The organism is Acinetobacter sp. YH12117 (assembly GCF_013418865.1).
GTDB lineage: Bacteria > Pseudomonadota > Gammaproteobacteria > Pseudomonadales > Moraxellaceae > Acinetobacter > Acinetobacter indicus.
On record NZ_VPBF01000006.1, the window covers coordinates 65,471 to 91,853 of the forward strand.

Below are 26,383 nucleotides of genomic sequence, written 5' to 3' on the forward strand. Positions count from 1 at the left end.
CAAGCATTACATAGAAAAATTTAAATTTCCGTTATAAAACATGATATTTCATGTGTTTGCCTTTATTTCACATAAATTTTAAATATAAAATACATAAAAAAAATGAATGAATTTTATTAAATAAAAAATCGTTTATTTATAATTCACCCATCAAAATGGATCATTCTGCAGCAGTAAAATGGTTATTTCAGATACAACAGCCGAGGATATTCAGGCGCAGATTCATGCTGTTATTTTTCATCTTCCAGCCTAAAAATTAATCAACTTTGGCGCCAATTATTGCTAAGATAAACGCGCAGATTGATCAGCTGAATACAGCATGAGGATAACAAGATGAATCGCTCTATTTTAACTTGGGGATTATGTTCAGTAGTCGCACTGGCCAGCGCCAATGTGATGGCCAAACAGTACTACAAATGGGTCGATGCCAATGGTTCAACCCATTACACCACCACCCCGCCACCGAAAAATGCCAAGAAACACGGCAAAGTCGATACTTACGGCTGGCGCAACTCTGCCCCAACGACTTCAGCGCAAACGGCGGCAGCGAATAATACGCACAGTCCAACCACAGCACAGACAGCGAACACGCCAGCAACCGCTCCCGAGATGGATTCACAGCAACGTGAAGCCAATGCTGCCCTGCAGCAAGCCCAACAGGAACGTGCCAATCCGCAAGTTTTTTAAGTTTCTGCTTGCTCTGGCCTGATCAGTTAAATTTTTCCAGCAGAAACCGCCGCGCAAAATTCACTTTTCGCTGCATTTTGCGCTATGCTGTGCAACAAACTTTTAACCGTAATTCATTAATCCGTTTATGACTACTCATATTGACCCTGAATATCAAGCCAGTGCGATTGAACCTCAAGTCCAAAGCGACTGGGAAACTCGCAAAGCCTTTAAAGTTGCCGACACTGTAGAAGGTCCACGTCGTTATATCCTCTCGATGTTCCCTTACCCAAGTGGCAAACTGCATATGGGTCATGTGCGTAACTATACGATTGGTGACGTGATCAGCCGTTTCCACCGCTTAAAAGGCGAAACCGTACTGCAACCAATGGGTTGGGATGCCTTCGGTCTGCCTGCTGAAAACGCAGCCATTGCACACCAGGTTGCACCAGCAAAATGGACTTTTGAAAACATTGATTACATGCGTAATCAGTTGAAAAAACTTGGTCTATCGATTGACTGGGATCGTGAATTTGCAACCTGTACACCAGAATACTATCGCTGGGAACAATGGTTATTTGTTCAGCTTTATAAAAAAGGTCTGATCTACCGTAAACTTTCAACGGTGAACTGGGATCCAGTGGATCAAACCGTACTTGCCAACGAACAGGTTGAAAATGGTCGTGGCTGGCGTTCAGGTGCATTGGTTGAAAAACGTGATATTCCAATGTACTACTTCCGCATTACTGACTATGCGCAAGAATTACTGGACGACCTAGACACGCTGAAAGATGGTTGGCCACAACAAGTATTAACCATGCAACGTAACTGGATTGGTCGCTCACAGGGTATGGAAATTACCTTCCCTTCAGCAAATCCTGACGTGTATGCAGATGGTTTAACAGTCTTCACAACGCGTGCTGACACCTTAATGGGCGTGACTTATGTTGCAGTTGCAGCAGAGCACCCAATGGCGCTTAAAGCAGCTGAAAACAACCCTGAACTTGCTGCATTTATCGAAGAATGCCGTATGGGTTCAGTTGCAGAAGCTGATCTTGCGACTGCTGAGAAGAAAGGCATGGCAACAGGTCTTTCTGTAAAACACCCTGTGACAGGTGAAGAAGTTCCGGTTTGGATCGCGAACTATGTGCTGATGTCATACGGTTCAGGTGCGGTGATGGCAGTGCCTTCACACGATGAACGTGACTTCGAATTTGCCAATAAATATGGCCTCACCATCAAACAAGTGATTGATGCCAAAGGCGCAGATGATGCGGAATTTGACGCAACTCAGTGGCAAGAATGGTACGGCTCTAAAGAAGGTAAATTGGTCAATTCAGGTGAATTTGACGGTTTAGACTTCCAGGGTGCATTTGATGCATTCTTGGCAAAACTTGAACCACAAGGTCTTGCCAATGTCAAAGTTCAATTCCGTTTACGCGACTGGGGTGTATCTCGTCAGCGTTATTGGGGTTGTCCAATTCCAATGATCAACTGTGACACGTGTGGTCAAGTGCCAGTGCCTGAAGATCAACTTCCGGTTGTACTTCCGACTAATGTTGTGCCTGATGGTTCAGGTAACCCACTCAATAAAATGCCTGAGTTCTACGAAACCAAATGTCCATGCTGTGGTGGCGACGCACGTCGTGAAACAGATACATTGGATACCTTCGTAGAATCTTCTTGGTACTATGCACGTTATGCTTCTCCAGACTTTACAGATGGCATGGTGAAACCTGAAGCGGGTCAAACCTGGTTGCCTGTGAACCAATACATCGGTGGTGTGGAACACGCGATTCTGCACTTGTTATATGCACGTTTCTTCCACAAATTGATGCGTGACGAAGGCGTGGTACAAGGCAACGAACCATTCACCAACTTGTTAACACAAGGTATGGTACTTGCCGATACTTATTACCGCGAGTCTGAATCAGGTAAGAAAACTTGGTTCAACCCTGCCGACATCGAACTTGAAAAAGACGAAAAAGGTCGTATCACGTCTGCGAAATACAAAGGTGATGGTCAAGACGTCATTGTTGGCGGCCAAGAAAAAATGTCGAAATCGAAAAATAACGGGATCGACCCGCAAGCGATTATTGACCAATACGGCGCAGATACGGCTCGTGTATTCATGATGTTTGCAGCCCCTCCTGATCAATCTCTTGAATGGTCTGATGCTGGTGTTGAAGGTGCAAACCGCTTCCTGAAACGTGTATGGCGTTTGGCAACTGGTTTCCTTGAACAAGGCAACAATGCATCAAACATCGACAAAGCTGCGCTTTCTACAGCAGCGCAAGACTTACGTCGTAAAACCCATGAAACCATCCAAAAAGTGGGTGATGACATCGAACGTCGTCATGCCTTTAACACTGCTATTGCAGCGATGATGGAACTTCTAAACGCAAACAACAAGTTTGAAGTGAAAGATGACAATGACGTGGCGGTTGCACGTGAATCCATCACCACGCTGTTAACTTTACTTGCACCATTTGCCCCACACTTAAGCCAGACTTTATTGGCGCAGTTTGGCATTGAGTTAACCTCTGCTCAATTCCCAATCGTTGATGAATCTGCGTTAACCCGTAATACCCAAACCATCGTGGTTCAGGTGAACGGTAAGCTTCGTGGCAAATTAGAAGTGTCTGTGGATGCATCGAAAGATGACATTTTGGCACAAGCAAAAGCATTGCCTGAAGTGCAACAATTCTTGACTGGCCCAACCAAGAAAGAAATTGTGGTGCCGAATAAGTTAGTGAATTTGGTGGTTTAAGAATCTCCCCTACCCCCTCTTTAAAAAAGAGGGGAAAAGCCTCCCTGAGCAAGAGATAAAGCACCGCTTTAGATCGAAGCGCAAGAAAGGGAGGCTTAAAAAACACAAAGCCCGTTGCCAGTCAACGGGCTTTGCACATACAATCAAAATCTCATTTTATTTTTCGCTTGATTCAGGCCAACACAGAGGACAACACATGCATTTGGGCAAACGTGTCGCAGCTATTGTACTTACATGCGGTTTAGCTACTAGCCTGGTCGGTTGTGGTTTTCATCTGAAAGGCACCAACCCAACCGTCGCCCCGGTGGCCTATTCGAAAATGCGTCTGGCGCTGCCTGCCCAAGCGGAAGAATTACAGGAAAAACTGTCGATTTATTTGGGTGCCGCCGGTGTCCAGCTCAGCAATAGCAATGATGCCTATCTGCTGCGGGTACTCGACTATAGCCCGCGCCGTCTGGAATTAAATGGCAAGCTGGTCGAAACCATGCTGCGTTTAAATGTGACTTTCCGTATTGAAGATGCACAAGGCAATCCGGTAACTGAACCGCGTACCGTAGTCGCCACCCGAAGCTATCAATATGATGTCGCAACAGTGAACACCGATGATCAGGAACAGAAATTCCTGCGTGATGTGATCATTGATGACGTGGCTCAGCAAATTGTGCGTCAGATTTCATCAAACCGCTTACCTGCCGCATCGACCAGCCAAACTGCTGCACCATGAAACTGGATTACTTACAGGCCCTGAAACGGATTGATGATGCCCGGGGGGCCTGGGTGCTGCATGGTCAGGAACCATTACTAGAACAAAACCTGATTGATGCTTTTCGCCAAAGCTGGCAGAAGCAGGACATTGAACGTCAGCGCTATGATATTAGCAGCGTCAGTGACTGGAAAAATGTCTTTAATGCCTTAAACAGCCTGTCTTTATTTTCCACCCAACTGGCGGTTGAAGTGCATGGTAACATCAAGCCCGATGCCAGCAGCTTAAAACTGCTGAAAAACTACTTACAACAAGACAGCAATAACCTGCTGCTGGTGGTCATGCCCAAGCAGGATGCCAGTAGCCTCAAGTCAAGCTTTTTCCAGACGGTGGAGGCCAATGGCGTTTGCGTCGCCTTAACGGCAAATTACCCACGCGATCGTCAGCAGATTTTAGCAGTTGAAGCGCAGAAACTCGGGATTCAACTGGCCAATGATGCCTGGCAATGGCTGGAACAGCATCATGAACACAACTTGCTGGCGGCCAAAAATAGCTTGATGCGGGTGCGCGATACATTTCCGGACCTTGAACAGATTCAGATTGAGCATTTATATGCCTGCCTGCAAGACCAGTCACGCTATACCACTTATGATTTAAGCGATGCCCTTTTAGCCGGAAATCTGGCTCAATCTATCAAGATTTTTCAGTATCTGACTGCCTCTGGCGAGCCGATGAGCCTGATCTTATGGAGTATCAGCAAGGAAATGCGACTTCTGATGCAACTGTTCGAGCAACCACAGAATGCCTTGCAACTGGGGATCTGGAAAAACAAGGTCAGCACTTATCAGCAGGCGGTACGCCGTTTATCGCCACAGACGTTTTTAAGCTGGCCAGCGCTGTTATTAAATATTGATGCGGCTATTAAAGGCGTCAGTCAGGACAACCCGGAACAGCTGGTGCAGCAAGCCATTGCCAGTCTCTGTGGTCGGCCTTTATTTGCTGTTTAACCGGATATTCAGACCTGCATAGAATAATTATCATTTGCAATGTCTTCAAAATATTCACGATTTATCCTTAATTCGCTTTTATAATTCCGTTTAATTCTTTTTACCTGTTTCGATGATCATGCCTAAAATAAAACCAACCAAACTCGCGCTTGCTGCGTTGGCCATTGTGGCACTTATTGCTGCAGCCTGGTTCTTTTTAAAACCTAAACAGGAACAGCCACAGTACATTACCGCTGCCGTCAGCCGTGGCGATATTGAAAATTCAGTACTGGCCACCGGTGTCCTTGAAGCCACCAAAATGGTCAGTGTCGGCGCCCAGGTGTCGGGACAGGTCAGAAAAATGTATGTTGAACTCGGCGATCAGGTCAAACAGGGCCAGCTGATTGCCCAGATTGATTCGGTACGTCAGGAAAACGAATTAAAAACCGCAGAAGCCAGCATTAAAAACCAACAGGCTCAACTGGCGGTGCGTCAGGCCAATCTTGCCAAAGTCGAAGCTGAATATCGCCGACAACAGGCCATGTATGACCAGGATGCGACCTCACGTGCAGAACTGGAAGCCGCACTGGCCAGCTACAAAACCGCACAGGCCGATATTGCTGCCATTAATGCCCAGATTGAACAGTCCCGCTTAACTTTAGCCACCACACGTGAAGATTTAGGCTATACTCGTATTGTTGCACCCATGGATGGTACGGTCGTGGCGATTGTTACGGAAGAAGGTCAGACTGTAAACGCCAACCAGAGTGCGCCGACCATTGTCAAACTAGCCAAGCTCGACACCATGACCGTAAAATCGGAGATTTCTGAAGCCGACGTTATGAAAGTGGAAGAAGGCCAGCGTGTGTACTTCACCACCTTGGGCAACAGTGAGAAAAAACACTACGCCACCTTGCGTCAGGTTGAACCGGCACCGAATTCAATTAACACCGAAACCAGTAACAGTTCCTCTACTTCAAGCTCTGCGGTGTATTACAACGCCCTGTTTGATGTTCCGAATGAAGATGGCAAGTTGCGTATTGACATGACCGCACAGGTGTCAATTGTGCTGGATGAAGCGAAAAATGTCCTGATGATTCCAGCGGCAGCCATTCAGGCCTCTAACCGTCCACAGCGTAGCCGTGCCCCGGGTGCAGATCAGGCGCCGGCTGAACGCGGTGCATCTGAAGCTCGTGGTCAACGCCCGGCCGATGACCGTCCTGCGCGCTTAACCCTGACCGAACAGGAACGTGCCCTGATTGATCAAGGCAAAGCTGCACTGGCAATGGTACGTGTCTTACAGGCCGATGGCAGCGCCAAACCGCAACAGGTCCTGACTGGCTTAAATAACCGGGTTAGCGTTGAAATCATCAAAGGTTTGAAAGAAGGTGATCAGGTCATTATTGCCGATGGTTCAGATACTTCAAACGATGGCGCCAAACGTAGTAACCGTGGTGGTCCTTCCGGCCCAATGAGAATGTAAGCATGAGTCAACAACAGCAACCTCTACTCGAGGTCAAGAATCTGACTCGTGAATTCCCGGCAGGTGAATCAACGGTGCAGATTCTCAAGGGTGTCGATCTGGCGATTTACCCCGGTGAACTGGTCGCAATTGTCGGTCAGTCCGGTTCGGGTAAATCGACTCTGATGAATATTTTAGGCTGTCTGGATAAACCGACCTCGGGCAGCTACCGCGTCAATGGCCGTGAAACCCGTGAACTGGAACCCGATGAACTGGCGCAGTTACGCCGTGAATATTTTGGTTTTATTTTCCAGCGTTATCACTTACTCGGTGATTTGAATGCTGCTGGTAACGTTGAAGTTCCCGCGATCTATGCTGGTGCCGATACCGATGAACGTCATCAACGTGCAGAAAAACTGCTGACCGATTTGGGTCTGGGCGAGAAAACCCAGAACCGTCCGAGCCAGCTTTCCGGTGGTCAGCAACAGCGTGTTTCGATTGCCCGTGCACTGATGAATGGCGGCGATGTGATTCTGGCCGATGAACCAACCGGTGCGCTGGATAAAAATAGCGGCATCGAGGTGATGCGGATTCTGCGCGAGCTGAATGCCCAAGGTCATACCATTATTCTGGTCACCCATGACCACAATGTCGCCAAAAGCGCCAGCCGGATTATTGAAATCAGTGATGGGAATATTATTTCCGATCAGCCGAATACGCCGGAAACCGAAGGCGCGCCCCTAGAAAAACAGCAACTGCAACGCAATACACAAAAGAAAATTTCGTCCTGGCGTTCTGCGGTGGACCGCCTAGGGGAAGCCTTTCGTATGGCCTTACTGGCCATGAATGCACACCGGATGCGGACCTTCCTGACCATGCTCGGGATTATTATCGGGATTGCCTCGGTGGTTTCGGTGGTCGCACTCGGCAATGGTTCACAAAAACAGATTCTGGAAAACATCAGCAGTCTGGGTACCAATACCATCACCGTGTATCAGGGCCGGGGCTTCGGGGACAATTCACGTTCCTCTCAGGTCAGAACCCTGATTCCCGCAGATGCCGATGCGCTGGCGGAACAGCCCTATGTCGATGGGGTCAGCCCGTCGGTGAATACCAGCGTGACCGGACGCTTTAAGGAAATTGAAGCCTCGACCACCGTGAATGGTGTGAGTGAAGACTTCTTCTATGTACGCGGTCTGGATTTTAACAGCGGTCAACCTTTTGACCGGAGCAGTGTCCGCACTCAAGCCCAAGACGTGGTGATTGATACCAACACCCAAAAGACTTTCTTTAGTGACGGCTCTAACCCGGTAGGTCAGGTGATTTTACTGGGGAGCGTACCCAGTCGGATCATTGGGGTGGTCGATGCCCAGCAAGGCATGGGCGGTAATGCGGATAGCCTGAATGTCTATCTGCCCTACTCCACCGTTTTAAGCCGGATGCTGGGGCAATCGCATGTGCGCAGCATCATTGTCCGGATTAAAGATGAATATCCAAGTGCCACCGCAGAAAATGCAATTTTAAGCCTGCTGGTCCAACGCCACGGTGCGCAGGATGTCTTTACCCAGAATGCCGACAGTATTCGGGAAACCATCCAGCAGACCACTGCGACGATGACCCTGCTGATTTCAGCCATTGCCGTGATTTCTCTGGTGGTGGGTGGTATCGGGGTGATGAACATCATGCTGGTATCGGTTACAGAGCGGACGCAGGAAATCGGCGTTCGTATGGCGGTGGGTGCCCGACAAAGTGACATCTTGCAGCAGTTCCTGATTGAAGCCGTACTGGTCTGTATTTTAGGTGGTATTCTCGGGGTGCTCTTATCTTTAGGGATTGGACAACTGATTACCCAGTTCGCCGGCGGGACTTTCCAAATGGCTTACTCGACCACCTCCATTGTGGCAGCCTTTATCTGTTCCAGCCTGATCGGGATTGTGTTTGGCTTTATTCCTGCCCGTAACGCTGCCCGTTTAAATCCCGTCGATGCCCTGTCTCGAGAATAAGGATACTTTCATGCAATTGAATTTCAGTAAACTTGCAACCGCCTTGCTATTGAGCAGCAGCCTGGTCGGCTGTGCGGCGGTGGTGAAAACCCCATATCAGGCACCCGCTGTGACTATTCCAGGCAGTTTCCAGAACAGTAAAGCGGTTAGCCAGCAGGTGCATGCCCAGGTTCAGGCCGATCAGTGGTGGACGCTGTTTAAGGATGCCCAGCTGAATGCCCTGGTTGAACAAACCTTGACGCGCAATAGCGATCTGGCAGTTGCGGGGATTAACCTGCAACAGGCTCGTCTACAGGCGGGACAGTCTCAAAGCCAGCAAGGGATCCGGATTGGAGATGCCAGCATTTCAACCGGGCACCGTTTTAGTCTGGATGGCGATGGTAATGCCTCGACCGGAATTTCTCTGGGCTATCCACGCTTGAGTTATGAACTGGATTTATTTGGCAAACTGGCCAACCAGACCGAAGCTGCGCGCTGGGAAGCCTTAGCCACCGAGCAGGATTTACAGGCCACAGCACAGAGTTTGATTGGTACAGCAGCAGAGCTGTATTGGCAGCTGGGCTATTTAAATGAACGTTATCAGGTGGTCCAGCAAAACCTGGCGACCGCACAAAAAACCTATGAACTGGTACAAGTACAGTATCGGGCTGGCGCGGTATCGGGTCTGGATGTAACCCAGGCAGAACAGTCGGTACAAAACCAGAAATCAACCTTAAGCCAGATTGAGCAGCAGCGTGTAGAAACCCGGACAGCCTTGGCGGTTTTATTAAACATGCCGGTGCAGCAGCTGAATATTCAGGAACCGCCGCGTTTACCACGCACGGCTCTGCCGGAGATTAGTGCCGGTTTACCTGCAGAATTATTGGCGCGTCGTCCGGACTTACAGGCTGCCGAGTTACGCCTGCGTAAAGCCCTGGCCAATAAAGATGCCAATCGGGCCAGCTATTATCCATCGATCAGCTTGACCGGTGCGCTCTCTAGCGGTGTAGTCGCCTCTACCTCACTAAGCAGTGCATTGCAAAATCCGGCCTTGACCTTGGGTGCAGGATTAAGTCTGCCATTTTTACAATGGAATGACATGAAACGCGATTTACAGGTCAACGAACTGGAATATGAAAAAGCGATTTTAGAGTATCGCCAGACCCTATATGCCGCCTTTGCAGATGTGGAAAATGCATTATCGGCACGTAATGAGCTGGATAAGCAGCTTGCTTTACAGGCACGTAATGTCGAACTGGCGGAAAAGTCTGAACGGTTGACTGAAGTTCGTTATCGTAACGGCGCAGTGGCGTTAAAAAATCTGTTAGATGCACAGGAAACCACGCGTAATGCCCGTTTGTCTTTGGTACAAACCCGTCAGAGCCAATACAATGCTTATGTGACCTTGTTACAAGCGTTGGGTGGGAGTCCAATTCAGCAGTTGCCTTAAATTTGATTAAAAATTAAAAAGCCCTAAGGGGCTTTTTTAAATTCAAGATGTAAAAATCTTAGAGTGTAGTATTTCATGGGCTTTGTTGCACAAACCTATCTGTAAAGGCTTTTTCAGCGATATAATTTTCAAATGAAGAAGCCTACACACAAAATCTACCGTACAACCAATTGGCCCGCATATAACCGAGCACTCATGAGTCGCGGAAATATTGCCATTTGGTTTGATCCTGCTACGCGATGGGCTGCATCTACTCATAGACTCTACAGGCATGAAGTTTCTGGGTGAGGGCGAATGGAAACGCAAGAAACATGGACCTGAATATCGTCGCCAATGGCGTAAATTACATATTGGTATAGATGCTAAAACCCTGCAAATACGTGCTATTCAGCTCACAACCAATAATGTCAGTGATTCACAGGTGCTTGGTGATTTACTCGATCAGATTCCACAAGATGAGCAGATTGACTCTGTTTATACCGATGGAGCTTATGATACCAAGCAATGCCGTCAGGTCATTGCAGATCGGCAAGCGCATGCAGTGATTCCACCTAGAAAAAATGCGAAACCATGGAAAGATACAAAGAGTAGCTCGCTAGCGCGAAATGAATTACTTCGAACAGTTAAACGTTTAGGCAGGACACTATAGAAAAAATGGTCAGGCTATCATCGCCGCAGTTTGGTGGAAACCAAGATGCATTGCATCAAATTATTAGGCGATAAATTAATGGCAAGAAGCTTTCCTAGTCAGGTGAATGAGATTCATGCACGTGTAGCAGTCCTCAACAGATTTACGGAATTAGGTCGACCACTTACCCAAGTTACGCCTTAAATTTGGCTCAATTAGGGGCGCTTTGCATTTCAAATCTTTGTGCAACAAAGCCGTAAATAGACCAAACTACTTATCACTCTCCATAAGAAGTTTTATATCATCTGGTATTGATGCATCTGGTATTTCATTATTTTTTATTTTCTGTAAATAACTTTTAGCAATTTCTTCATTATTACTTGCAGCAAGTGTTAGCCACTTTTCTGCTTTTACCAAATCTTGAGTTACTCCATTAGTTCCAAAAAAATAGGCTGTACCTAAATTAAGTTGAGCAAGTGAAGACCCCTTAGATGCAGCTAACTCTGACCAATAAATAAATTTCTCTCCACTTTTTGGTACGCCCTCACCAAATGCATATAATCCAGCCAATTCATTTTGGGCAATTACATCCCCACTTTCAGCAGACGTTTCTAAAAGTTTTAAATAATTTTCCTTATCGCCAGCTTCAGAATATTTCTGTATTTTTTGATATGAATCTTGCTCCGTTGATGTAATCTTTTCTGAATCAGGAAGTGTATTCGTTGATGTACCATTACTACAACCACTTACCATCAATAGGCTGAAAAAGATAGAATAAGAATATTTCATTTACTAACTCCAAAAATTAAAAACTTGACGGAAACCATTGAGAACTCGGAGGTACATTTAAATACACAGGATTTTCTTTTTGATATCTCTCCCCCAGTTCTTGTAATCGCTTCATTTCAGTACATTTGCCACTTGAGTTGGATTAGGCATAACTAATGCAGCGGTCTTTTGCTTCATCCAATAATGTAGATGCGCCGACAGGACTTGTATTAGTATAGACTACCCACCCATCGAAAATGCTTATGGTGAGGCAGGTAAACTATAATTAGCTAATGCTGGTACTGCTACTCAGCATGCTGAGTTATATTTTCTTGCGCATGGCTTTTTTGGTCATTATCACCACACCCAGTTAACCCCAATAAAATTGCTAGTAAAAGTATTTCTTTCATTTATTTCTCCTTGTTTTCAGTTATTTTACTTTTTAATAAATGACTATAATTGGTAAGAAATAAAAAAACCTGCTAATACTTTTCTCTTTAATTACAAAAACAAGAAAATAATTTTATTTAAAAAACCTATCAAACAGTATCTTTTCATATAACCCCAGAAAATAAAGCTTCATTATGATAAAAATGATAATGAAGCCTCATCATTTATTTTTGCCTAAGAATATTTAAATTATTAATTGCGTTTAAATGTCCTTGTTTAGCTGCTTTTTCATACCAAAATTCAGCTTGATTTTTATCTTTTTTTACATACACACCTTGCTCAAAGAAAACCCCTAAATTATATTGAGCTTCAGGATTACCTAGTTCAGCAGCTTTTTCAGAAAAACTAAATGCTTTCTCATAGTTTTCCTGATCCAAGTACATTTTTGATAAACCCTCATATGCCCGTGAAGGGTTATCTTGGACCCCTAATAAATACCAACTCTCTGCTTTTTCAAAATCTGGTGATCGACCAAAATCCTTAACTCTATATAGCTCTGCTAAGTTCAATTTAGCATCTTTGTTACCATACTTATTTGCTTCTAGAAAATACTCTTCAGCCTTCTGAAAATTCTTATCTTTTCCTAAACCAGCAAAATAAATCATACCTAATGAGTTTATAGCTTCATGGTTATTAGCTTTTGCAGCCTTTTCAAACCAATAGTAAGCTTTATCATAATTAGGTTTGATATTATCTAACCCATTTAGATAGACCCATCCCATTAGATTCTCTTTTTCATCTAAGGATAGATCTTTTAAATTAAAAATTTCACACTGCTTACTACTACTTCCTGCTAATTTACACTCTTCCTCAAGCGTAGGAAACCTGTCCTGTTTATTCAAATTTGTACAAGCAATTAAACTTCCGAGAATAAAAAATAGTAAAATATGCTTCATATACGATTACCTACAATAATTAACTGCATAACAAACTGAACCCGTTGCACCAGCGCCAGCACCTACAATAACGTTCCCTGAATATGTTTGTGAGCCATCTGTATTTTGACAAGCTTGAACACCACCACCTATCACAGCAGCTCCTTTTGCACTGCCACAAGCAGAACCAGAACTTGAAAATCCTTGACTTGTTGAACTATTGGTATAACTTTGTCCACCACTTCCATAAGCGCTTGCCTCTGCTCCAGCACTACCACACACGGTTACAGCTGCACAACGTAAAACTTTTCCATATTGATCTCGAGTATGTCCACCACCAACGCCAATCGATGCTCCCGCTATTGCTGAGAGCCCAACATTCACATTTGTCATTGTCGTATAAGGCACATGTGTTGCGGCTTTTACAGGTGGAGGAGGCGTCATTACCTGATTTCGATAAGCTGGATCATTTTGCATTCGCCAATTATGTTCAGATGCTTTGGCTCGACCATACTCCATTAATCCAGGAGGGAATGCATTTGCCCAATCAAGTCCCATCGGATCAACCCATTGAGTTGGATCTCTTACATAAGCAGAAGTATTCATTCCTCCATTCAACCCAATCGGATCTTTACTCACATATCTTGCACTATGTGGCTCGTAATATCGGTAACGATTATAGTGCAGTCCTGTTTCTTGATCGTAATATTGACCTTGGAATCTGAGATTACTCTGCTCAAACGGATTGTCTGGATTTACTGTTTTGATGTCGAGTGTGCTGCCCCAAGTATCTTGGGTAATTTCCCAAACACACTCACCTCTTGCATTGGTCATAGTCTGTGGCGTACCGACTTGATCACAATGGTAAAAAGTGATCTGCTCTAACTCCACTCGATTTTTACGGGTATCATTGCGCCATACAGGATCTTTATAAACCGAATAAGGTTTACTTTGATATTCAGCATAATCAGGTGTTTCAATCAGTTGAATAAAATCTTTATATCCAGCTTGCAACAGTGGAACAAAGCTATTCGGTTCATACAGATAGTGCTTGGTAAAACTATCTTGCTCTGATTTGCGGGATTCCCAAATCATCAAATCGCCATCCCAACCAAACAAGGTCAGCGCATCTACCGTTTTCTTATAAAGTCTGCGCCCAAATACATCATAACCGTAGTCAGTGACTTGACCATTGCGATCACTGCGAATCAATCGATTTTGGTTGTCCCATGTCAGTTTGAGGGTTTTACCTGCTTGTTTAGCCTCTATGACATTGCCTTGTGCGTCGTAGTGGTAATGTTTTCCTTGATAGCTTCTGACCAGATTGTTTTTAATTTGTGCCGTACTAGATGCGGATACAGGGTCGATCAAATTACCCGCAGGATCAAAGCTAAAACTCTCGGTTTTATGTGCGCTTTGTGTTGTGATTAAGCGCCCAATTGGATCGTATTGATAGTTGAGCTTACCCAAACGGCTATCTTCAACTTGGTTTAGTAGGTAGTTTTGGTCGTAATGATAATGTCGATGCGCTTGGTACTGTAAATAGTCTTGCGTTTCTTGTTCAGGCTGAATCAGTTGTGAACTGAGTAAACCAACGTCATTATAGTGTTTAGTTTGGATGAGTCCATTTGCCAATAGGCGTGTTGTTTCTCGATGTAAGTCATCTCGTTGGAATGAAACCATGTCCTGTTTATTCAGGGCAATCGCATATAAATGTCCTGAGCCGTAACTCAAATTGGCTTGTTCCTGTCCATCTGGACGGATTGTTTTAACTAGATTACCAAGTTCGTCATATTCATAACGTAACACCGCAGTAAGTGGACGAAGCCCTGAGATTTTGTAGTGCTGATGCTCTCTCACCAATTGCCCAAGGGCATTGCGATAAAAATCAATTTGGCTAACCTCATTACTGACTCGGCTCAGTTGACTGTTCAGATTGTAATCAAATTGTTCTGTTTGCTTCTTTCCTGTATGTAAATGGGTAAAGCTTTTCGATGCGATTTGTCCATCTGCGTAATAATCAAATTGGGTCAGGATATTAGGCTGTCGGATTTCAGATAACCTGCCACTCTCATCATGATAGCTGTAGTTTTTTTCTTCTCCATCAAAAGCTTGTTCACGTACCAAATAACCATATTGATTGTAATCAAATAAATATTCTGCTTGGTTTTGGTTGATTAGTTTTTTGATGCGTCCCTGTTTATCCCATTGATAGCCAATGCGATGTCGATTAGCATCGATGCGTTGTTCGAGTAATCCTGTGGCATTGTATTGGTACTCAGTCACTAAACCTTTAGTATCAATATGTTTGAGTAAACGCCCTTCTTCATCATGTTCAAAATGTTCTTTTAATCCATCAGGGTAAACAATACTTTGGAGTTGTCCTTTGTCTCGACCTTGAGTGCTGTAAAGGTACTGTACGACTTTATCATTTGCAGTTTGTTCAGCTGTTAGCGAACCCTCTTCATCGTATTCCCAAGTACTGCTTTTGCCTGAGCAATCAGTATAGGAGGTCATTTGTCCTAATTCATTGTATTGAATTTTTTTGCTGCCGCCTTTGGCATCAATCACTTCGATCAATTGATTGTCATTGTTGTATTTATATTGGGTGATATGCCCCAAAGGATTTATTTCTTTGCTGATATTACCCTTGGCATCATATTCTCGTTTCCAAATATTGCCTTCAGGGTCTTTGGTTTCGACCAAATTGCCTTGCTCATCATAGGCAAAACGGATTACTCCGCCATTTGGCTGTACGATTTTGATGAGTTGATCTTGATCATTGTATTCTTGTTGGGTCTCTCGCCCTTCAAAATCAATTTGACGGGTAATACGTTTTTTACTATCACGGCTGTACCACGATTCACGCCCATCTGCTAAACGTGTACGGTAGGTAAATCCATTCAGATCAAAATAGTAATAGGTCGGGACATCGTAAGCGTCATAAACAGCAACTTGGCGTAAGCGAGGATGCCACTTGAGTTTGGTATGGTAACTACCATCATCTGCCCATTCTTCAATTGCTTTAGCTTGGGCGTCGGTTGATTCATAGCGAATATTTTGTCCACGCCCTGTACGATCGGTATAACGTGTAAGTTGATGAAAATGGTTGTATTCATAGTTTCGGACATGACCATTTTGATCAATAGCTTCAATTAAATTGCCTTGGGTATCATATTGATAACGCGCTAAAGGCTCAACTTGTTCATCAACAAATACAGCAATGATTTTAACTTGCTCATTAAAAGCAAATTTCAATTGATGTTGGGCATGTGCTAATTGGAAATCAACGCTTTGTAGATAGGCAATTTCATCAAAAATAAGGTAGCTTAAAACAATTTTTTCTTGCGTATTTTCATTAAATTGTTGAATCAACTGATAAGGCTGTCCAGTCGAAAATTGATGGAATTGAAAAGACCACTCTCCACCAAAGTTTAAAACGAGATCACTATTTTCAATGGGTTGTACCGTTATACCTTCATACGGCACTTCATAGGCCTGCTGAATAATAGAGGCAGGTAATTGTAGTTTGCGGCCTTTTCCATCAATAAACAGATAACCTTTTTCATTCTGTTGAATGATATTGGAAAAAGGCATCTGCCAGCGCGCCCCCATGCTGCTACCATCAAGCTCAGATAATTGAGAGTTATAGAGCCGGCTAAAGACAAAACCTATTTTGGGCAAGCTAAAGTCACTATGGCTAATCCGCTCAGCGCCGATGGCATAGCTAATACTGTTACCTGTTGCAGATTCAGATGCTACTGCGGTTTGCGACATATTCAAACAAGGCGGTTCCTTTAACGCATCAGCTTGTAAGGAAACAAACTCTAAAATATCACCTTCAGTATGTCGTTCATATTCACCGGTCTGATTGATGGGTACACTGGCTCTGCCCTGATATTCAGCGGACTGAATTGCGCTGAGCGTTTCCTGAATCAGCCAGGCCAAACTATATTGCAAACCGGCATTGGCCTGTTCTTGCAGAACGGTATTTAATTGAGTGATGGCTTCGGGAATAAGGGTCTGTAATGAACTCTGTTCCGGATTTAACTTTGGTCGTACATCCGCTTCTGCTGGTGCCTGGATTAATTCAATTAATGGACTGGCCCAATTGTTAAATTGTAATTTAGGATCACGTTTTTCTGCTGAGGCGCCAGCAGATGCCGTAGCTGTGGTCGCCCCAGCTCCAGAGGAGACCAAACTGTTTAAAATACTTCCGCCCAAATCAGCCGCTGCTTTGAGCAGGCCAGTGAGTTTGGTCTGAGTTTCCTGTAAAAAAAGCTCCAGATCACCTGCAATACGTGCATTCAGATGCAGCTCCATCCGACGTAAATCGGCTGTTTTTACTTTAGTATTGGCAGGATATAAACACTCTGCCATAAGTCCAAACATTGGACGTAGCGCCATCCGTGCATGTGCTTCATTTTTGGGCTCTGCAAATAAACCAATTAAATTGGCTGCCAGTAATGCATGACGCTGTACAGCTGCCGCGCCCGTTTGTGGCGCCATAACATAAAGCAGTAAATCTAATACGCTACCAGTTAAGGCATAAATATTGGCTACGGTTTTAATTGTAGCCTGGCCTTCAATTTGCATCAGACTGGTTTGACCACAAACCTGCAAATAATTCTGGATCTGATGGGCAATCAGTTTATGATCTTCCAGATGAGTTACACTGTTTAAATTAAATACAGCCAATTCGACAGCAGCTTGCTGTTCTTGTTTTTTATTCTGATCGGTTGATGTAGACATGTTTAATCCATACGTTCTTTATTTTAAATACCGGCACAACTTAAGTTTTCTTTCTTAAGGTTTCGGTAATTTTCAGCCCACCCGCCTGATAGTGCTTTTGGGAAATAAAATCTTCCGAGGTTGGAGAAGACTTTGCAGCCACTGGAACTGCAGGTTGCTCCACCGGAGAAAAGTCTGGCTGCTGGGTTAACACTGGAGCCACTAGATTTTTTGATGCTCCATACCGCGTGGTTTCGGTATAGGTCAGCCCTCCAGATTGGTAATATTTTTGGCTTACCCAATCATTATCCTGAGGCAAACTCGAAGATGTATTTCCATTAGAGCCTGTTGGCATCAAGGACATTGCATTCTGTGGCAATTGCGCTGTATGTTTTAATTGCTCAGGCGATAAATTAATATTGAGCTGATTGGCCACAGCTCCTAGTGCAGCTGAGCTTGCTTGCCCTTGGACCTGACTCAGCATTTGGCTTCCAGTCTGGTTCAGTGCAGTTTTAGCCATATTCTTCAAGCCATCAGCATTCAGCGTATCTGGAGATAACAGGTTTGTCTTTAGCTGTGACAGCATATTCTGTTTCACAGACTGCAAGCTATTTTGAGCCAAACTTTTAACCTGACTGCTTAATTTGTCTGTCCAGGTATAATCGCGCTCAAAGTGGCTGGCCTGATCCCAGGCACTCCGGGTATCTTTGTCAAAGATAATTTTTGCTGCTCCTGGAGCAATACCCGTCACCTGAGCAAATCCATTCGCATCCAATTTACCGCTAAACTCCTGCCCTAAAGCATCAATCACTTTATAGCTATTTTGTTCAAAGAAGTCTTGACCTCCATAACTACGCAGCAGCTCCAGGGTTCCTTTTAATGGTTTAGCTCGAGGTAATTGCTGTACGCTGGCATCTATATTGGCACCGGTATTAAAGGCATGCTGCCCCGCCTTCACCTCAAACTTGCCACCCGTGGTTGGAAAAATCCCCGAGCCATTAATCTTGATTTGTGAACCACCGGCGGTCAGGTTAATTTCGGTTGGACTGGTAATATAGACCGTGTCTTCCGTCGAAATAATTTGCACCCCTTTTCTGGCAATCAGATCTGCACCATCACCCTGTGCCTGAATTTCGACTTTGCCTTTACCCGCATATAAACGTGCACCCTCTTGTGCTGCAAACAGGCTCAGTTTCTGGCTGGCATGGGCAATCAAAGATTGCTGCGTACTCAGGTTAATACTCTCTCCGGCACTGTGACTGATCTGACCATCAGCAGAGAGATGCACATCTTGCTGGCTACTTAAAGCAATAGAGTTTGGTGCGCTGAGGATCATCAGTGCCTGTTTAAAAGCAGCGGCTTTGCTTTCATCCTGCTGTTCGATCTGCTCTAAAAAATTCTTTAAGTTATCGAGAACTTCTAAAGGGTCAGTCTGCTGGTTTTCGGCCACTTCACTTAGGGCAGTACTGTTGTTTAAGCTGCTTTCTAGCTGGCTCTTGGCTTCACTGGCATCGAGATGATTGCCTTCGGCCTGTGCCTGTGGATGGGTGGAAATCAGCAAGCCTTCTCCAGCACGGACTGCACCCCACTGATCGGTTCTCAGTTCAAAACCTTCACCACGACCGTCACTTTCAGCGCTGGCTTTGGGATGGCTCAAGTTCCCCAGGTTCAGTTGGGTCGCGCCATGACTACTTTGCAGCTGGGCTGAAATCTGCTTCGGAGTATCATCAAAACGCAGCTGGTTAAAACCACTGCCCTCAATTTCCTGTGAGCGGATCCCGCTGAGTTTTTTGGTGTCGGGTAGCTGGCCTAGGGTATCAAAGCGGGTTGGCGAGCGTTCTGCTTCATGTAAACGCCCCACCACAAATGGCCGGTCGATGTTACCGTCAAAGAAGTCGATCACCACAATTTCATTAATCCGTGGCAGGAAACGTGCCCCGTAGCCTTCTCCGGCCCAAGGCGTCAGTACATCGACCCAGGCCGAATCGGTGTCATTGTCATTACTGCCGGCCCCGCCATCATGCTGATGGTCATCACTGCGGGTAAACAGGAAACGGACTTTGATTCGGCCCCATTCATCGACATGGATGCTTTCGCCAGCAGGACCGACTACCCGGGCGCGCTGTGGATGAGCCGCCGGTCGGTGCTGTAGTGGGTGGTATTCCGGTACCGTATGGATGTTGCGACGTTGCAGGGTTAAGGTATTGCCTTGACGTTCATCCGGGTGTTGTTCGTGTTGAAAACTAAAATGGCTATGCCAGTGGCTCTGGCTGAGTAGCTGGTTAATCTGCTGATTGAGGTCTTTAGGTAAGTTGTTCTGGTTATAGAACTGTTTGCCGGTGATTAAGAATTCTTTGTCTGCTGCGCTGTGCTGATCAATTTCCGGGTGTTCATTCAGTTCAAACCAGTAGCCGACCTGGGCATCACGGACGGTGGAGTGGGCACTAAAGTATTTGGATTGCAGGTCGTGGTAGTGACTGAGGTTCTGGTTCAGCTTGTCCAGCTGGTTATTAGAGGATGCGGTGGCCTGGTCTTCGCCATTTAAATCCTGCATCCAGGCCGGGCTGATCTGCCAGGCTTGTTCCAGGCTTAAGCTGGCATTGTCCTGATTGTGGCTGTGCTGGTGTTTGCTTTGCACTGAACCGGCACCTTCTTCCTGGCTCAGGCTATCTGACTGCCAGCGTTGCAGATGTACGGCAGTCGGTTGCAGGCTGCGCTGGGCAATCAACTGGGTGATGCTGTCTAATTGTTCGGTGGCACTGGAGCGATGAAAGCGGATGCTGCGGCGGTTTAAAGCACTGTACTGGCTGTTGTCATCAATCAGACGTAGTTTCTGGGCCTGTATCGGGCTGCTGGAATGTACGACCTGTAACTGGGCTTCATCAATCAGCCAGTTAATGCCTTCACTGCGCCAGAGCCGGGTCAAAAAGTCATAGTCGGTTTCATTGGACTGCATGATAAAAGGACGCACATCCAGTTCCTGGGTCAGTCCGGTTAAGTCCAGGGTCAGGCTGGCGGCAAAGAGTGGGCTTTTGTTTTGCCATTCTTTAAACAGAATTTCACTGACCTCACGCACGCTTTTATTCATAAACACGCGGCTGTTACGGCGTTTATGCCAGAGTGCGGTTGGATCTTCTAGCGTAAGTTTATAGAGGGTGAGAGAGCCATCACTCTGGCCTTGCGCGGCGGCGGTGATGATGCCGCTGCTGCGAAACAGCTGGCCCTGGTCAGTGACCTGGTCGACGGCGACCTGCGCGCCGATAAACTGTTTTAACGGAATCTGGGCGTTGGTCGAAAGACAGATCAGTTCGGCACGTAAACCGTCATTGAGCTGGTGTTCACCTTCGATACGCTGTAAAAAAACATCGGCATTTAAGGCAGGCTGAGAAAATTGAATATGGAGGGCACGTTTTTGTGGGCTGAGGCCTAATTTTTCTAGTGCTGCAAATATATTGCTTGGCATCATTGTTCTGTAATAAATAGCTAAAAAAAAGTGTGGCTATTTTATACAAAATAACCACATAAAACATCGCTTCAACCCGGCCGCTTGTTTATCAATATGTAACTATCCGATAAAAAGCCAGCGCAGGTTAAAACGTTCCGACTTATTCTGCGTCCATCATGGCGGCGCTCATACCCACAGTATTAAAGCCAGCATCTACATATAGAATTTCACCGGTAATCCCGTTGGCCCACGGTGAGCACAGGAATAAAGCGGCATTGCCCACTTCTTCAATGGTGACATTACGTTTTAATGGGGCAATTTTTTCATTGGCATCCAACATCTTACGGAATGATTTAATTCCTGATGCAGCCAATGTACGGATTGGACCGGCAGAAATGGCATTAACACGAATGCCTTCAGCACCCAAGCTAGAGGCTAAATAACGCACCCCTGCTTCAAGCGAAGCTTTGGCCATGCCCATCACGTTGTAGTTTGGCATTACACGCTCAGAACCCTGATAAGTCAGGGTTAATAAACAGCCTTGACGCGCCTGTAATAATGGTTTTGCGGCACGCGCCATCGCAACAAAGCTGTAGGCACTGATGTCATGCGCAATTTTAAAACCTTCACGGTCGGTCACATCAGTAAAGTCACCATCTAAGGTATGGGCTGGTGCGAAACCAATTGAATGCACCACGCCATCCAGACCATCCCAATGTTGAGCAAGATCGACAAAGACCTGTTCAATTTCAGCATCTACCGCAACATCACAAGGAAGAACAATTTTAGAACCGAACTGTTCTGCAAATTCATCCACACGTTTTTTCAATTTTTCATTCGGATAGGTAAAAGCCAGCTCTGCACCTTCACGATGTAAAGCCTGAGCAACACCAAATGCAATGGATAATTTACTCGCAATACCCGCGATTAAAAAGCGTTTACCCGCTAATAGTCCTTGTGCCATGTGAATCTCACTCATATTGATTTTGCAGTATCATGCCAATTCTGAGCCAATTCGGAAATTGCATAATGCGCCTTTTTTTCAATTCCTCCGAAGAAAATAAAAATCGCGCAAAGGTTGCGCGATGTTAATGTCGATAAATGCCGGGAAGTTAATCATTGCTTTGCAATAAGCCCAGCAAACGCAGGAAGGAATAATACATCCAGACCAAGGTGGCCAATAAGGCAATGGCGCTCAGCCATTCCATGCTTTTCGGTGCACCTTGTGCTGCACCGGTTTCAATCAGGTCAAAGTCTAGAATCAGGTTTAAAGAGGCAATCACGGCCACAAATGCTGCAAAGCCAATTCCAAGCCAGTTGCTTTCAAACAGATAAGGAATACTCGACCCCAAGGCCAGACTCAGAAAGATTTGCACCACAAACACCATCGCAATCGCAATTGAGGCCGACATCACCACCGCCTTAAATTTTTCAGTGGCGCGAATTACCCGAGTACGATACAGCACAAACATCACCAATGTGGTCACAAAGGTAGCCAGCAAGGCCTGTAATGGCACACCCGGAAACTGCAACTGGAAGATCACTGAAATCCCGCCCAGAAAGGCCCCTTCAAACAGCGCATAGGGAATGGCCAGCGTGCGCGCTGTATTTGGCTTAAAGGTGGCCACCAAAGCCAGAATCAGTCCGCCAATGGCACCGACAATTGCGCCAGCATAGGCAATAGAAAGATTGGCGGTCAGGAAACTGTAGAAAAACAGGCCGATGCCCACCACGGCGGCAATTAAAGTCAGCAGGACAGATTTTTGGATTGCTCCCTGCACGCTCATCGGCTGGGCATAATCACTCGACACCTCAACGCGTGTCAGGATCGGGTTATTACTTTGCATGATTTAAGCTACTCCGATCATTGCGGCAAATGGGTTTTGAAATACACATTGCTCCTATCATAAGCGCGCAGCCGCATCCTGTCTAAATAATCGCCAAAAAGATTACATCTTTATAACGGGTGTGATTTCTGAATTACGCCGAAGTAACAGCAGATAAAACGATAGCGATAAAAAAAGAGGCCCAAAGCCTCTTCTTAAGCGCTGTGGATACGCTCGTCCCCACAGTGCAAATAGATGGATGATGAACAGATACTTATTTATTCATAATAAAGAAATATTCACGATAGTATTTCAGCTCGGCAATCGAGTCACGGATATCATCCATGGCCAGGTGAGAGGCATTTTTCTTTAAGCCGCTCATGATTTCCGGACGCCAGCGTTTGGCCAGTTCTTTAACAGAAGATACATCCAGATTACGGTAATGGAAGAACTGCTCCAGCTCCGGCATTAACCGGTGTAAAAAGCGTCGGTCCTGACAGATCGAGTTACCGCACATCGGCGAAGTTTTTGGATTGACCCATTTTTTCAGGAATTCCAAGGTTTGCTGCTCGGCATCCTGCGCGCTCAGTTTACTGCGACGTACACGCTCAATTAGCCCCGACTGACCATGCTGACGCGTGTTCCATTCATCCATGGCATTTAAAATACGATCTGATTGATGCACGGCCAGTACCGGACCTTCCGCCAGAATATTTAAATGATCGTCTGTCACAATGGTGGCAATTTCAATAATCTGATCATTATCGGTATCTAAACCTGTCATTTCCAGGTCAATCCAAATTAAGCGGGTATCAGGCGTGCTGCTCATAAATGTGCAATCTTATTCGTCTTAAAAACGGCTATAGTAGCAAATTTCTGTGTTCTTGGGTGTCATTCTGCCCGTGCTTCATGCTATTTTTGCACTCCAGATTTCATGGTTTTTTTAGGATATGAATGGCTTTAATTCGTAAGCGTCGCCTGACTGAACAGCAACAACGCCGCATTCAGAAACAGCAGCAAACCCGGCAGGAAGATATAGACAGCTCCAATGATCTGGAAGGTCTGGTGGTGCAGCATTATGGACGCCAACTGGAAGTACAAGCCCTCTCCGTGCCGGAGCAGCATCCTGAAAAACCCGTGGTGGCCGAAGGTGAACCTGAACCGTTCTGGAAACCGATTGAACTGGGCAGCATCTGGCGCTGTCATACCCGTACCAACCTGGAATTACTGGTTACCGGTGACCGGGTTAAATGGCAGGCCGATCCGAATACCGGCCTGGGTATTATTAGCGCGATTCATCCGCGCCAGTCTTTGCTCACGCGCCCGGACCGTTACCACAAAGTTAAACCGGTAGCCGCCAATATCTCATTGATTGTGATTGTGTTTGCACCGCTGCCAGAGCCAGCACCGGGTCTGATTGACCGCTATCTGGTGGCCTGTGCCGATGCCAATATTCCAGCGCTGCTGATCCTGAACAAATCCGACCTACTTACCGAAAATGATCCGATTCTGGATTTACTGCAAGAATACCGCAATTTGGGTTATGAAGTGATGCAGACCCAGTCTGATGCAGATCTGACCGAACTGTCCAACCGTTTAAAAAATGAAACTGTGGCCTTTGTCGGTCAGTCTGGCGTGGGTAAAAGCACCCTGATTAATGCCATCGTGCCGGAAGCGGCGCAGAAAACCAATATCATCTCAGAAAACTCGGCCCTGGGTCAGCACACCACCACCTCCACCCGCTTAATTCCGTTTGGTGAAGGTTCGGCGCTCATTGACTCACCGGGCATCCGTGAATTTGGCCTGTGGCATTTGACGACTGAAAAAATCCAGCAGGGTTTTCCGGAAATTAAAAATCTGCTCGGTCACTGTCAATTCCGTAACTGTACCCATAAGCACGAAAAGCAATGTGCCTTGCGTCAGGCGGCGGCAGCGGGTGAGATTTTAACGCGCCGGCTCGACAGTTATTTACGTCTGATTGATGAAGTCAACGAAGCCCAGCAAAAAAATTAGTTTAATTGCAGCCCGACCCTTGAAGCGGTGATTTTGATCACCATATTTATAGGCTATACTCTGTGACAATTTTTGAAATTGTAATTTAGGTGACTTGTGGAACGTTGGTTCGAGTTTATGGGGAATCACCCCTTCTTGTTTGGAACACTGGCAGTTTTGGTGGTTTTATTCTTCATTTTGGAAGGCCAACGTAACGGGCGTAAAATTTCCCCACAATCTTTAGGGATTCTGGTGAAAGCCAAAAATGCCATGCTGATTGATTTACGTGATGCCAAAGACTTCCGTGAAGGCCATATCAGCGGCAGCCGCAACATTCCTTACAGCAAAATTTCAAGCCATATTGAAGAGTTAAAAACCGCTGACCGTCCATTGGTATTTATCTGCAATTTAGGTCAAATTGCCGGCACTGCCCTGCAACAGGTAGGCCACGCAGATAGCTATCGTCTGGATGGTGGGATCAGTAACTGGAAAGCACAAGGCTTACCTTTAGTAAAAAGCAAATAATCCGCTTGAGGAGATTAGCAATGGCTGAAGTAACGATTTATTCAACAACTGTATGTCCATATTGCGTACGTGCAAAACAGCTTCTTGAGCGTAAAGGCGTTGTCTATAAAGAAATCAATTTATCCAACGAAGCACCAGAAGTCCGCACTGAACTGATGCAGCGCACCAACCATCGTACTGTTCCACAAATTTTTATTAATGAGCAGTTCATTGGTGGTTTCGACCAGCTTTACGCCCTTGAGCGTGAAGGCAAACTCGATGACTTACTGGCGTCATAATTTCAGTTAATTTTCTGTTCATATTTTTAAGGAATAAATAATGAGTGAACAACAACAAGCTCAACCACAATTGGCATTAGAGCGTATTTATACAAAAGATATTTCTTTTGAAGTTCCAGGGGCACAAGTATTTACCAAAGAATGGCAGCCTGAACTGAATATCAATCTGTCGTCTTCTGCAGAAAAGATTGATCCAACCCACTTTGAAGTGTCTTTAAAAGTTGTTGTTCAAGCCAACAATGCCGGTGATACAGCATTTATTGTAGATGTCACTCAAGCAGGTATTTTCCTGATTGATGGCGTAGAAGAAGAACGTCTGCCATATATTCTGGGTGCCTACTGCCCGAACATCCTGTTCCCGTTCTTGCGTGAAGCAGTGAATGATATGGTTACCAAAGGCAGCTTCCCGCAATTGCTGTTAACGCCAATCAACTTTGATGCTGAATTTGAAGCCAACATGCAACGCGCACAAGCCGCTGCTGCAGAAGGTCAGGCTTAATTGTATTCAGGCATTTAAGTCCAACACGAAAAAGCCCTGCACTTGCAGTAATGCCAGTCAGTTAAGCAAATTTTAGAAAAATGTAGTAAAAATGAGTGTATGTAAATACGCTCATTTTTTTATGTCTTTATCTGAACATTTAGAATCCACTCTTGAACATGCTCTCCCATCACTTAGCCATTTTTGTGAACTTATTGACTTAAATTGGATTGAAACAAGCCTGCATCAAACAGGTAAGGCATCGATCAGAAGGAGAAAATTACCTGCTGAGCACGTGGTTTGGCTTGTTCTTGGGCTTGCCTTGTTTCGCAATCAACCCATCAGCTATGTGGTAGAACAATTAAAAC

The 26,383-nt window shown here is 45.4% G+C and carries 19 protein-coding genes and 1 pseudogene; 13 read left to right on the plus strand and 7 right to left on the minus strand.

Annotated elements, in window-relative coordinates:
- Window positions 1-333 precede the first annotated feature (333 nt).
- The 8 genes and pseudogenes from FTU55_RS03965 (at window position 334) to FTU55_RS04000 (ending at window position 10,851) form a co-directional block, all read left to right on the plus strand.
- A complete protein-coding gene (locus FTU55_RS03965) occupies window positions 334-687 on the plus strand; it encodes a DUF4124 domain-containing protein (RefSeq protein WP_005182363.1) in 354 nt (117 codons plus the stop codon).
- A 127-nt stretch (window positions 688-814) separates the two neighbouring features.
- Complete coding sequence (leuS, locus tag FTU55_RS03970) at window positions 815-3,436, plus strand: leucine--tRNA ligase (RefSeq protein WP_180046246.1); 2,622 nt, start codon at window positions 815-817, stop codon at window positions 3,434-3,436.
- Between the two features lie 196 nt (window positions 3,437-3,632).
- Window positions 3,633-4,160 carry an LPS assembly lipoprotein LptE gene (gene lptE, locus FTU55_RS03975; protein WP_005182353.1) on the plus strand — a complete coding sequence of 176 codons (528 nt, stop codon included), beginning with the start codon at window positions 3,633-3,635 and terminating at the stop codon, window positions 4,158-4,160.
- Complete coding sequence (holA, locus tag FTU55_RS03980) at window positions 4,157-5,146, plus strand: DNA polymerase III subunit delta (protein ID WP_163142809.1); 990 nt, start codon at window positions 4,157-4,159, stop codon at window positions 5,144-5,146. Before lptE ends, holA begins: the two co-directional genes overlap by 4 nt.
- 118 nt (window positions 5,147-5,264) lie before the next feature.
- Complete coding sequence (locus FTU55_RS03985; RefSeq protein ID WP_180046248.1) at window positions 5,265-6,608, plus strand: MacA family efflux pump subunit; 1,344 nt, start codon at window positions 5,265-5,267, stop codon at window positions 6,606-6,608.
- 2 nt (window positions 6,609-6,610) lie between these two features.
- Window positions 6,611-8,590: a MacB family efflux pump subunit gene (locus tag FTU55_RS03990; RefSeq protein WP_180046250.1), complete on the plus strand. Its 1,980-nt coding sequence runs from the start codon at window positions 6,611-6,613 to the stop codon at window positions 8,588-8,590.
- Window positions 8,591-8,600: 10 nt separating this feature from the next.
- Window positions 8,601-10,019: an efflux transporter outer membrane subunit gene (locus FTU55_RS03995; protein WP_180046252.1), complete on the plus strand. Its 1,419-nt coding sequence runs from the start codon at window positions 8,601-8,603 to the stop codon at window positions 10,017-10,019.
- Window positions 10,020-10,151: 132 nt separating this feature from the next.
- Window positions 10,152-10,851: pseudogene (locus FTU55_RS04000) on the plus strand (IS5 family transposase).
- A 66-nt stretch (window positions 10,852-10,917) separates the two neighbouring features.
- Here the strand turns inward: FTU55_RS04000 and FTU55_RS04005 are convergent.
- The 7 genes from FTU55_RS04005 to orn all read right to left on the minus strand — a co-directional run bounded on the left by FTU55_RS04005 (window position 10,918) and on the right by orn (window position 23,571).
- Complete coding sequence (locus FTU55_RS04005; RefSeq protein ID WP_075167347.1) at window positions 10,918-11,436, minus strand: tetratricopeptide repeat protein; 519 nt, start codon at window positions 11,434-11,436, stop codon at window positions 10,918-10,920.
- Between the two features lie 593 nt (window positions 11,437-12,029).
- The gene (locus tag FTU55_RS04010; RefSeq protein ID WP_168383420.1) at window positions 12,030-12,761 is read right to left on the minus strand and encodes a tetratricopeptide repeat protein; all 732 of its coding nucleotides are present in this window, start codon (window positions 12,759-12,761) and stop codon (window positions 12,030-12,032) included.
- Between the two features lie 6 nt (window positions 12,762-12,767).
- Complete coding sequence (locus FTU55_RS04015; RefSeq protein WP_180046254.1) at window positions 12,768-17,492, minus strand: RHS repeat-associated core domain-containing protein; 4,725 nt, start codon at window positions 17,490-17,492, stop codon at window positions 12,768-12,770.
- 40 nt (window positions 17,493-17,532) lie between these two features.
- Window positions 17,533-20,934: a type VI secretion system Vgr family protein gene (locus FTU55_RS04020; protein WP_257222802.1), complete on the minus strand. Its 3,402-nt coding sequence runs from the start codon at window positions 20,932-20,934 to the stop codon at window positions 17,533-17,535.
- Window positions 20,935-21,076: 142 nt separating this feature from the next.
- Entirely contained in the window at window positions 21,077-21,880 is an 804-nt protein-coding gene (locus FTU55_RS04025) for an enoyl-ACP reductase (RefSeq protein WP_005182307.1), read from the minus strand.
- 148 nt (window positions 21,881-22,028) lie between these two features.
- Window positions 22,029-22,763, minus strand: coding sequence for a Bax inhibitor-1/YccA family protein (locus tag FTU55_RS04030; protein ID WP_016659546.1), 735 nt, complete (start codon window positions 22,761-22,763; stop codon window positions 22,029-22,031).
- Window positions 22,764-23,016: 253 nt separating this feature from the next.
- Window positions 23,017-23,571, minus strand: a complete 555-nt coding sequence (gene orn / locus FTU55_RS04035) for an oligoribonuclease (RefSeq protein WP_005182297.1) — start codon at window positions 23,569-23,571, stop codon at window positions 23,017-23,019.
- 125 nt (window positions 23,572-23,696) lie between these two features.
- Here orn and rsgA point away from each other — a divergent pair, with 125 nt between their 5' ends.
- The 5 genes from rsgA to FTU55_RS04060 form a co-directional block, all read left to right on the plus strand.
- A complete protein-coding gene (gene rsgA / locus FTU55_RS04040) occupies window positions 23,697-24,755 on the plus strand; it encodes a small ribosomal subunit biogenesis GTPase RsgA (RefSeq protein ID WP_005182294.1) in 1,059 nt (352 codons plus the stop codon).
- A 96-nt stretch (window positions 24,756-24,851) separates the two neighbouring features.
- A complete protein-coding gene (locus FTU55_RS04045; RefSeq protein WP_005182291.1) occupies window positions 24,852-25,259 on the plus strand; it encodes a rhodanese-like domain-containing protein in 408 nt (135 codons plus the stop codon).
- Window positions 25,260-25,279: 20 nt separating this feature from the next.
- Window positions 25,280-25,537: a glutaredoxin 3 gene (grxC, locus tag FTU55_RS04050; protein ID WP_005182284.1), complete on the plus strand. Its 258-nt coding sequence runs from the start codon at window positions 25,280-25,282 to the stop codon at window positions 25,535-25,537.
- 40 nt (window positions 25,538-25,577) lie between these two features.
- Entirely contained in the window at window positions 25,578-26,036 is a 459-nt protein-coding gene (secB, locus tag FTU55_RS04055; protein ID WP_005182282.1) for a protein-export chaperone SecB, read from the plus strand.
- Between the two features lie 121 nt (window positions 26,037-26,157).
- Window positions 26,158-26,383: transposase domain-containing protein (locus FTU55_RS04060; protein ID WP_171260918.1), on the plus strand; the 226-nt coding region annotated here is incomplete at its 3' end.

What these genes read in the sequence shown, in the direction of transcription:
- holA (WP_163142809.1), top strand. Translation starts at nt 4,157, where the DNA reads ATGAAACTGGATTACTTACAGGCCCTGAAACGGATTGATGATGCCCGG.
- FTU55_RS03965 (WP_005182363.1), top strand. Translation starts at nt 334, where the DNA reads ATGAATCGCTCTATTTTAACTTGGGGATTATGTTCAGTAGTCGCACTG.
- lptE (WP_005182353.1), top strand. Translation starts at nt 3,633, where the DNA reads ATGCATTTGGGCAAACGTGTCGCAGCTATTGTACTTACATGCGGTTTA.
- FTU55_RS03985 (WP_180046248.1), top strand. Translation starts at nt 5,265, where the DNA reads ATGCCTAAAATAAAACCAACCAAACTCGCGCTTGCTGCGTTGGCCATT.
- FTU55_RS04005 (WP_075167347.1), bottom strand. Translation starts at nt 11,436, where the DNA reads ATGAAATATTCTTATTCTATCTTTTTCAGCCTATTGATGGTAAGTGGT.
- FTU55_RS03990 (WP_180046250.1), top strand. Translation starts at nt 6,611, where the DNA reads ATGAGTCAACAACAGCAACCTCTACTCGAGGTCAAGAATCTGACTCGT.
- rsgA (WP_005182294.1), top strand. Translation starts at nt 23,697, where the DNA reads ATGGCTTTAATTCGTAAGCGTCGCCTGACTGAACAGCAACAACGCCGC.
- FTU55_RS04015 (WP_180046254.1), bottom strand. Translation starts at nt 17,492, where the DNA reads ATGTCTACATCAACCGATCAGAATAAAAAACAAGAACAGCAAGCTGCT.
- orn (WP_005182297.1), bottom strand. Translation starts at nt 23,571, where the DNA reads ATGAGCAGCACGCCTGATACCCGCTTAATTTGGATTGACCTGGAAATG.
- FTU55_RS04030 (WP_016659546.1), bottom strand. Translation starts at nt 22,763, where the DNA reads ATGCAAAGTAATAACCCGATCCTGACACGCGTTGAGGTGTCGAGTGAT.
- FTU55_RS03995 (WP_180046252.1), top strand. Translation starts at nt 8,601, where the DNA reads ATGCAATTGAATTTCAGTAAACTTGCAACCGCCTTGCTATTGAGCAGC.
- grxC (WP_005182284.1), top strand. Translation starts at nt 25,280, where the DNA reads ATGGCTGAAGTAACGATTTATTCAACAACTGTATGTCCATATTGCGTA.
- FTU55_RS04025 (WP_005182307.1), bottom strand. Translation starts at nt 21,880, where the DNA reads ATGGCACAAGGACTATTAGCGGGTAAACGCTTTTTAATCGCGGGTATT.
- secB (WP_005182282.1), top strand. Translation starts at nt 25,578, where the DNA reads ATGAGTGAACAACAACAAGCTCAACCACAATTGGCATTAGAGCGTATT.
- leuS (WP_180046246.1), top strand. Translation starts at nt 815, where the DNA reads ATGACTACTCATATTGACCCTGAATATCAAGCCAGTGCGATTGAACCT.
- FTU55_RS04020 (WP_257222802.1), bottom strand. Translation starts at nt 20,934, where the DNA reads ATGCCAAGCAATATATTTGCAGCACTAGAAAAATTAGGCCTCAGCCCA.
- FTU55_RS04010 (WP_168383420.1), bottom strand. Translation starts at nt 12,761, where the DNA reads ATGAAGCATATTTTACTATTTTTTATTCTCGGAAGTTTAATTGCTTGT.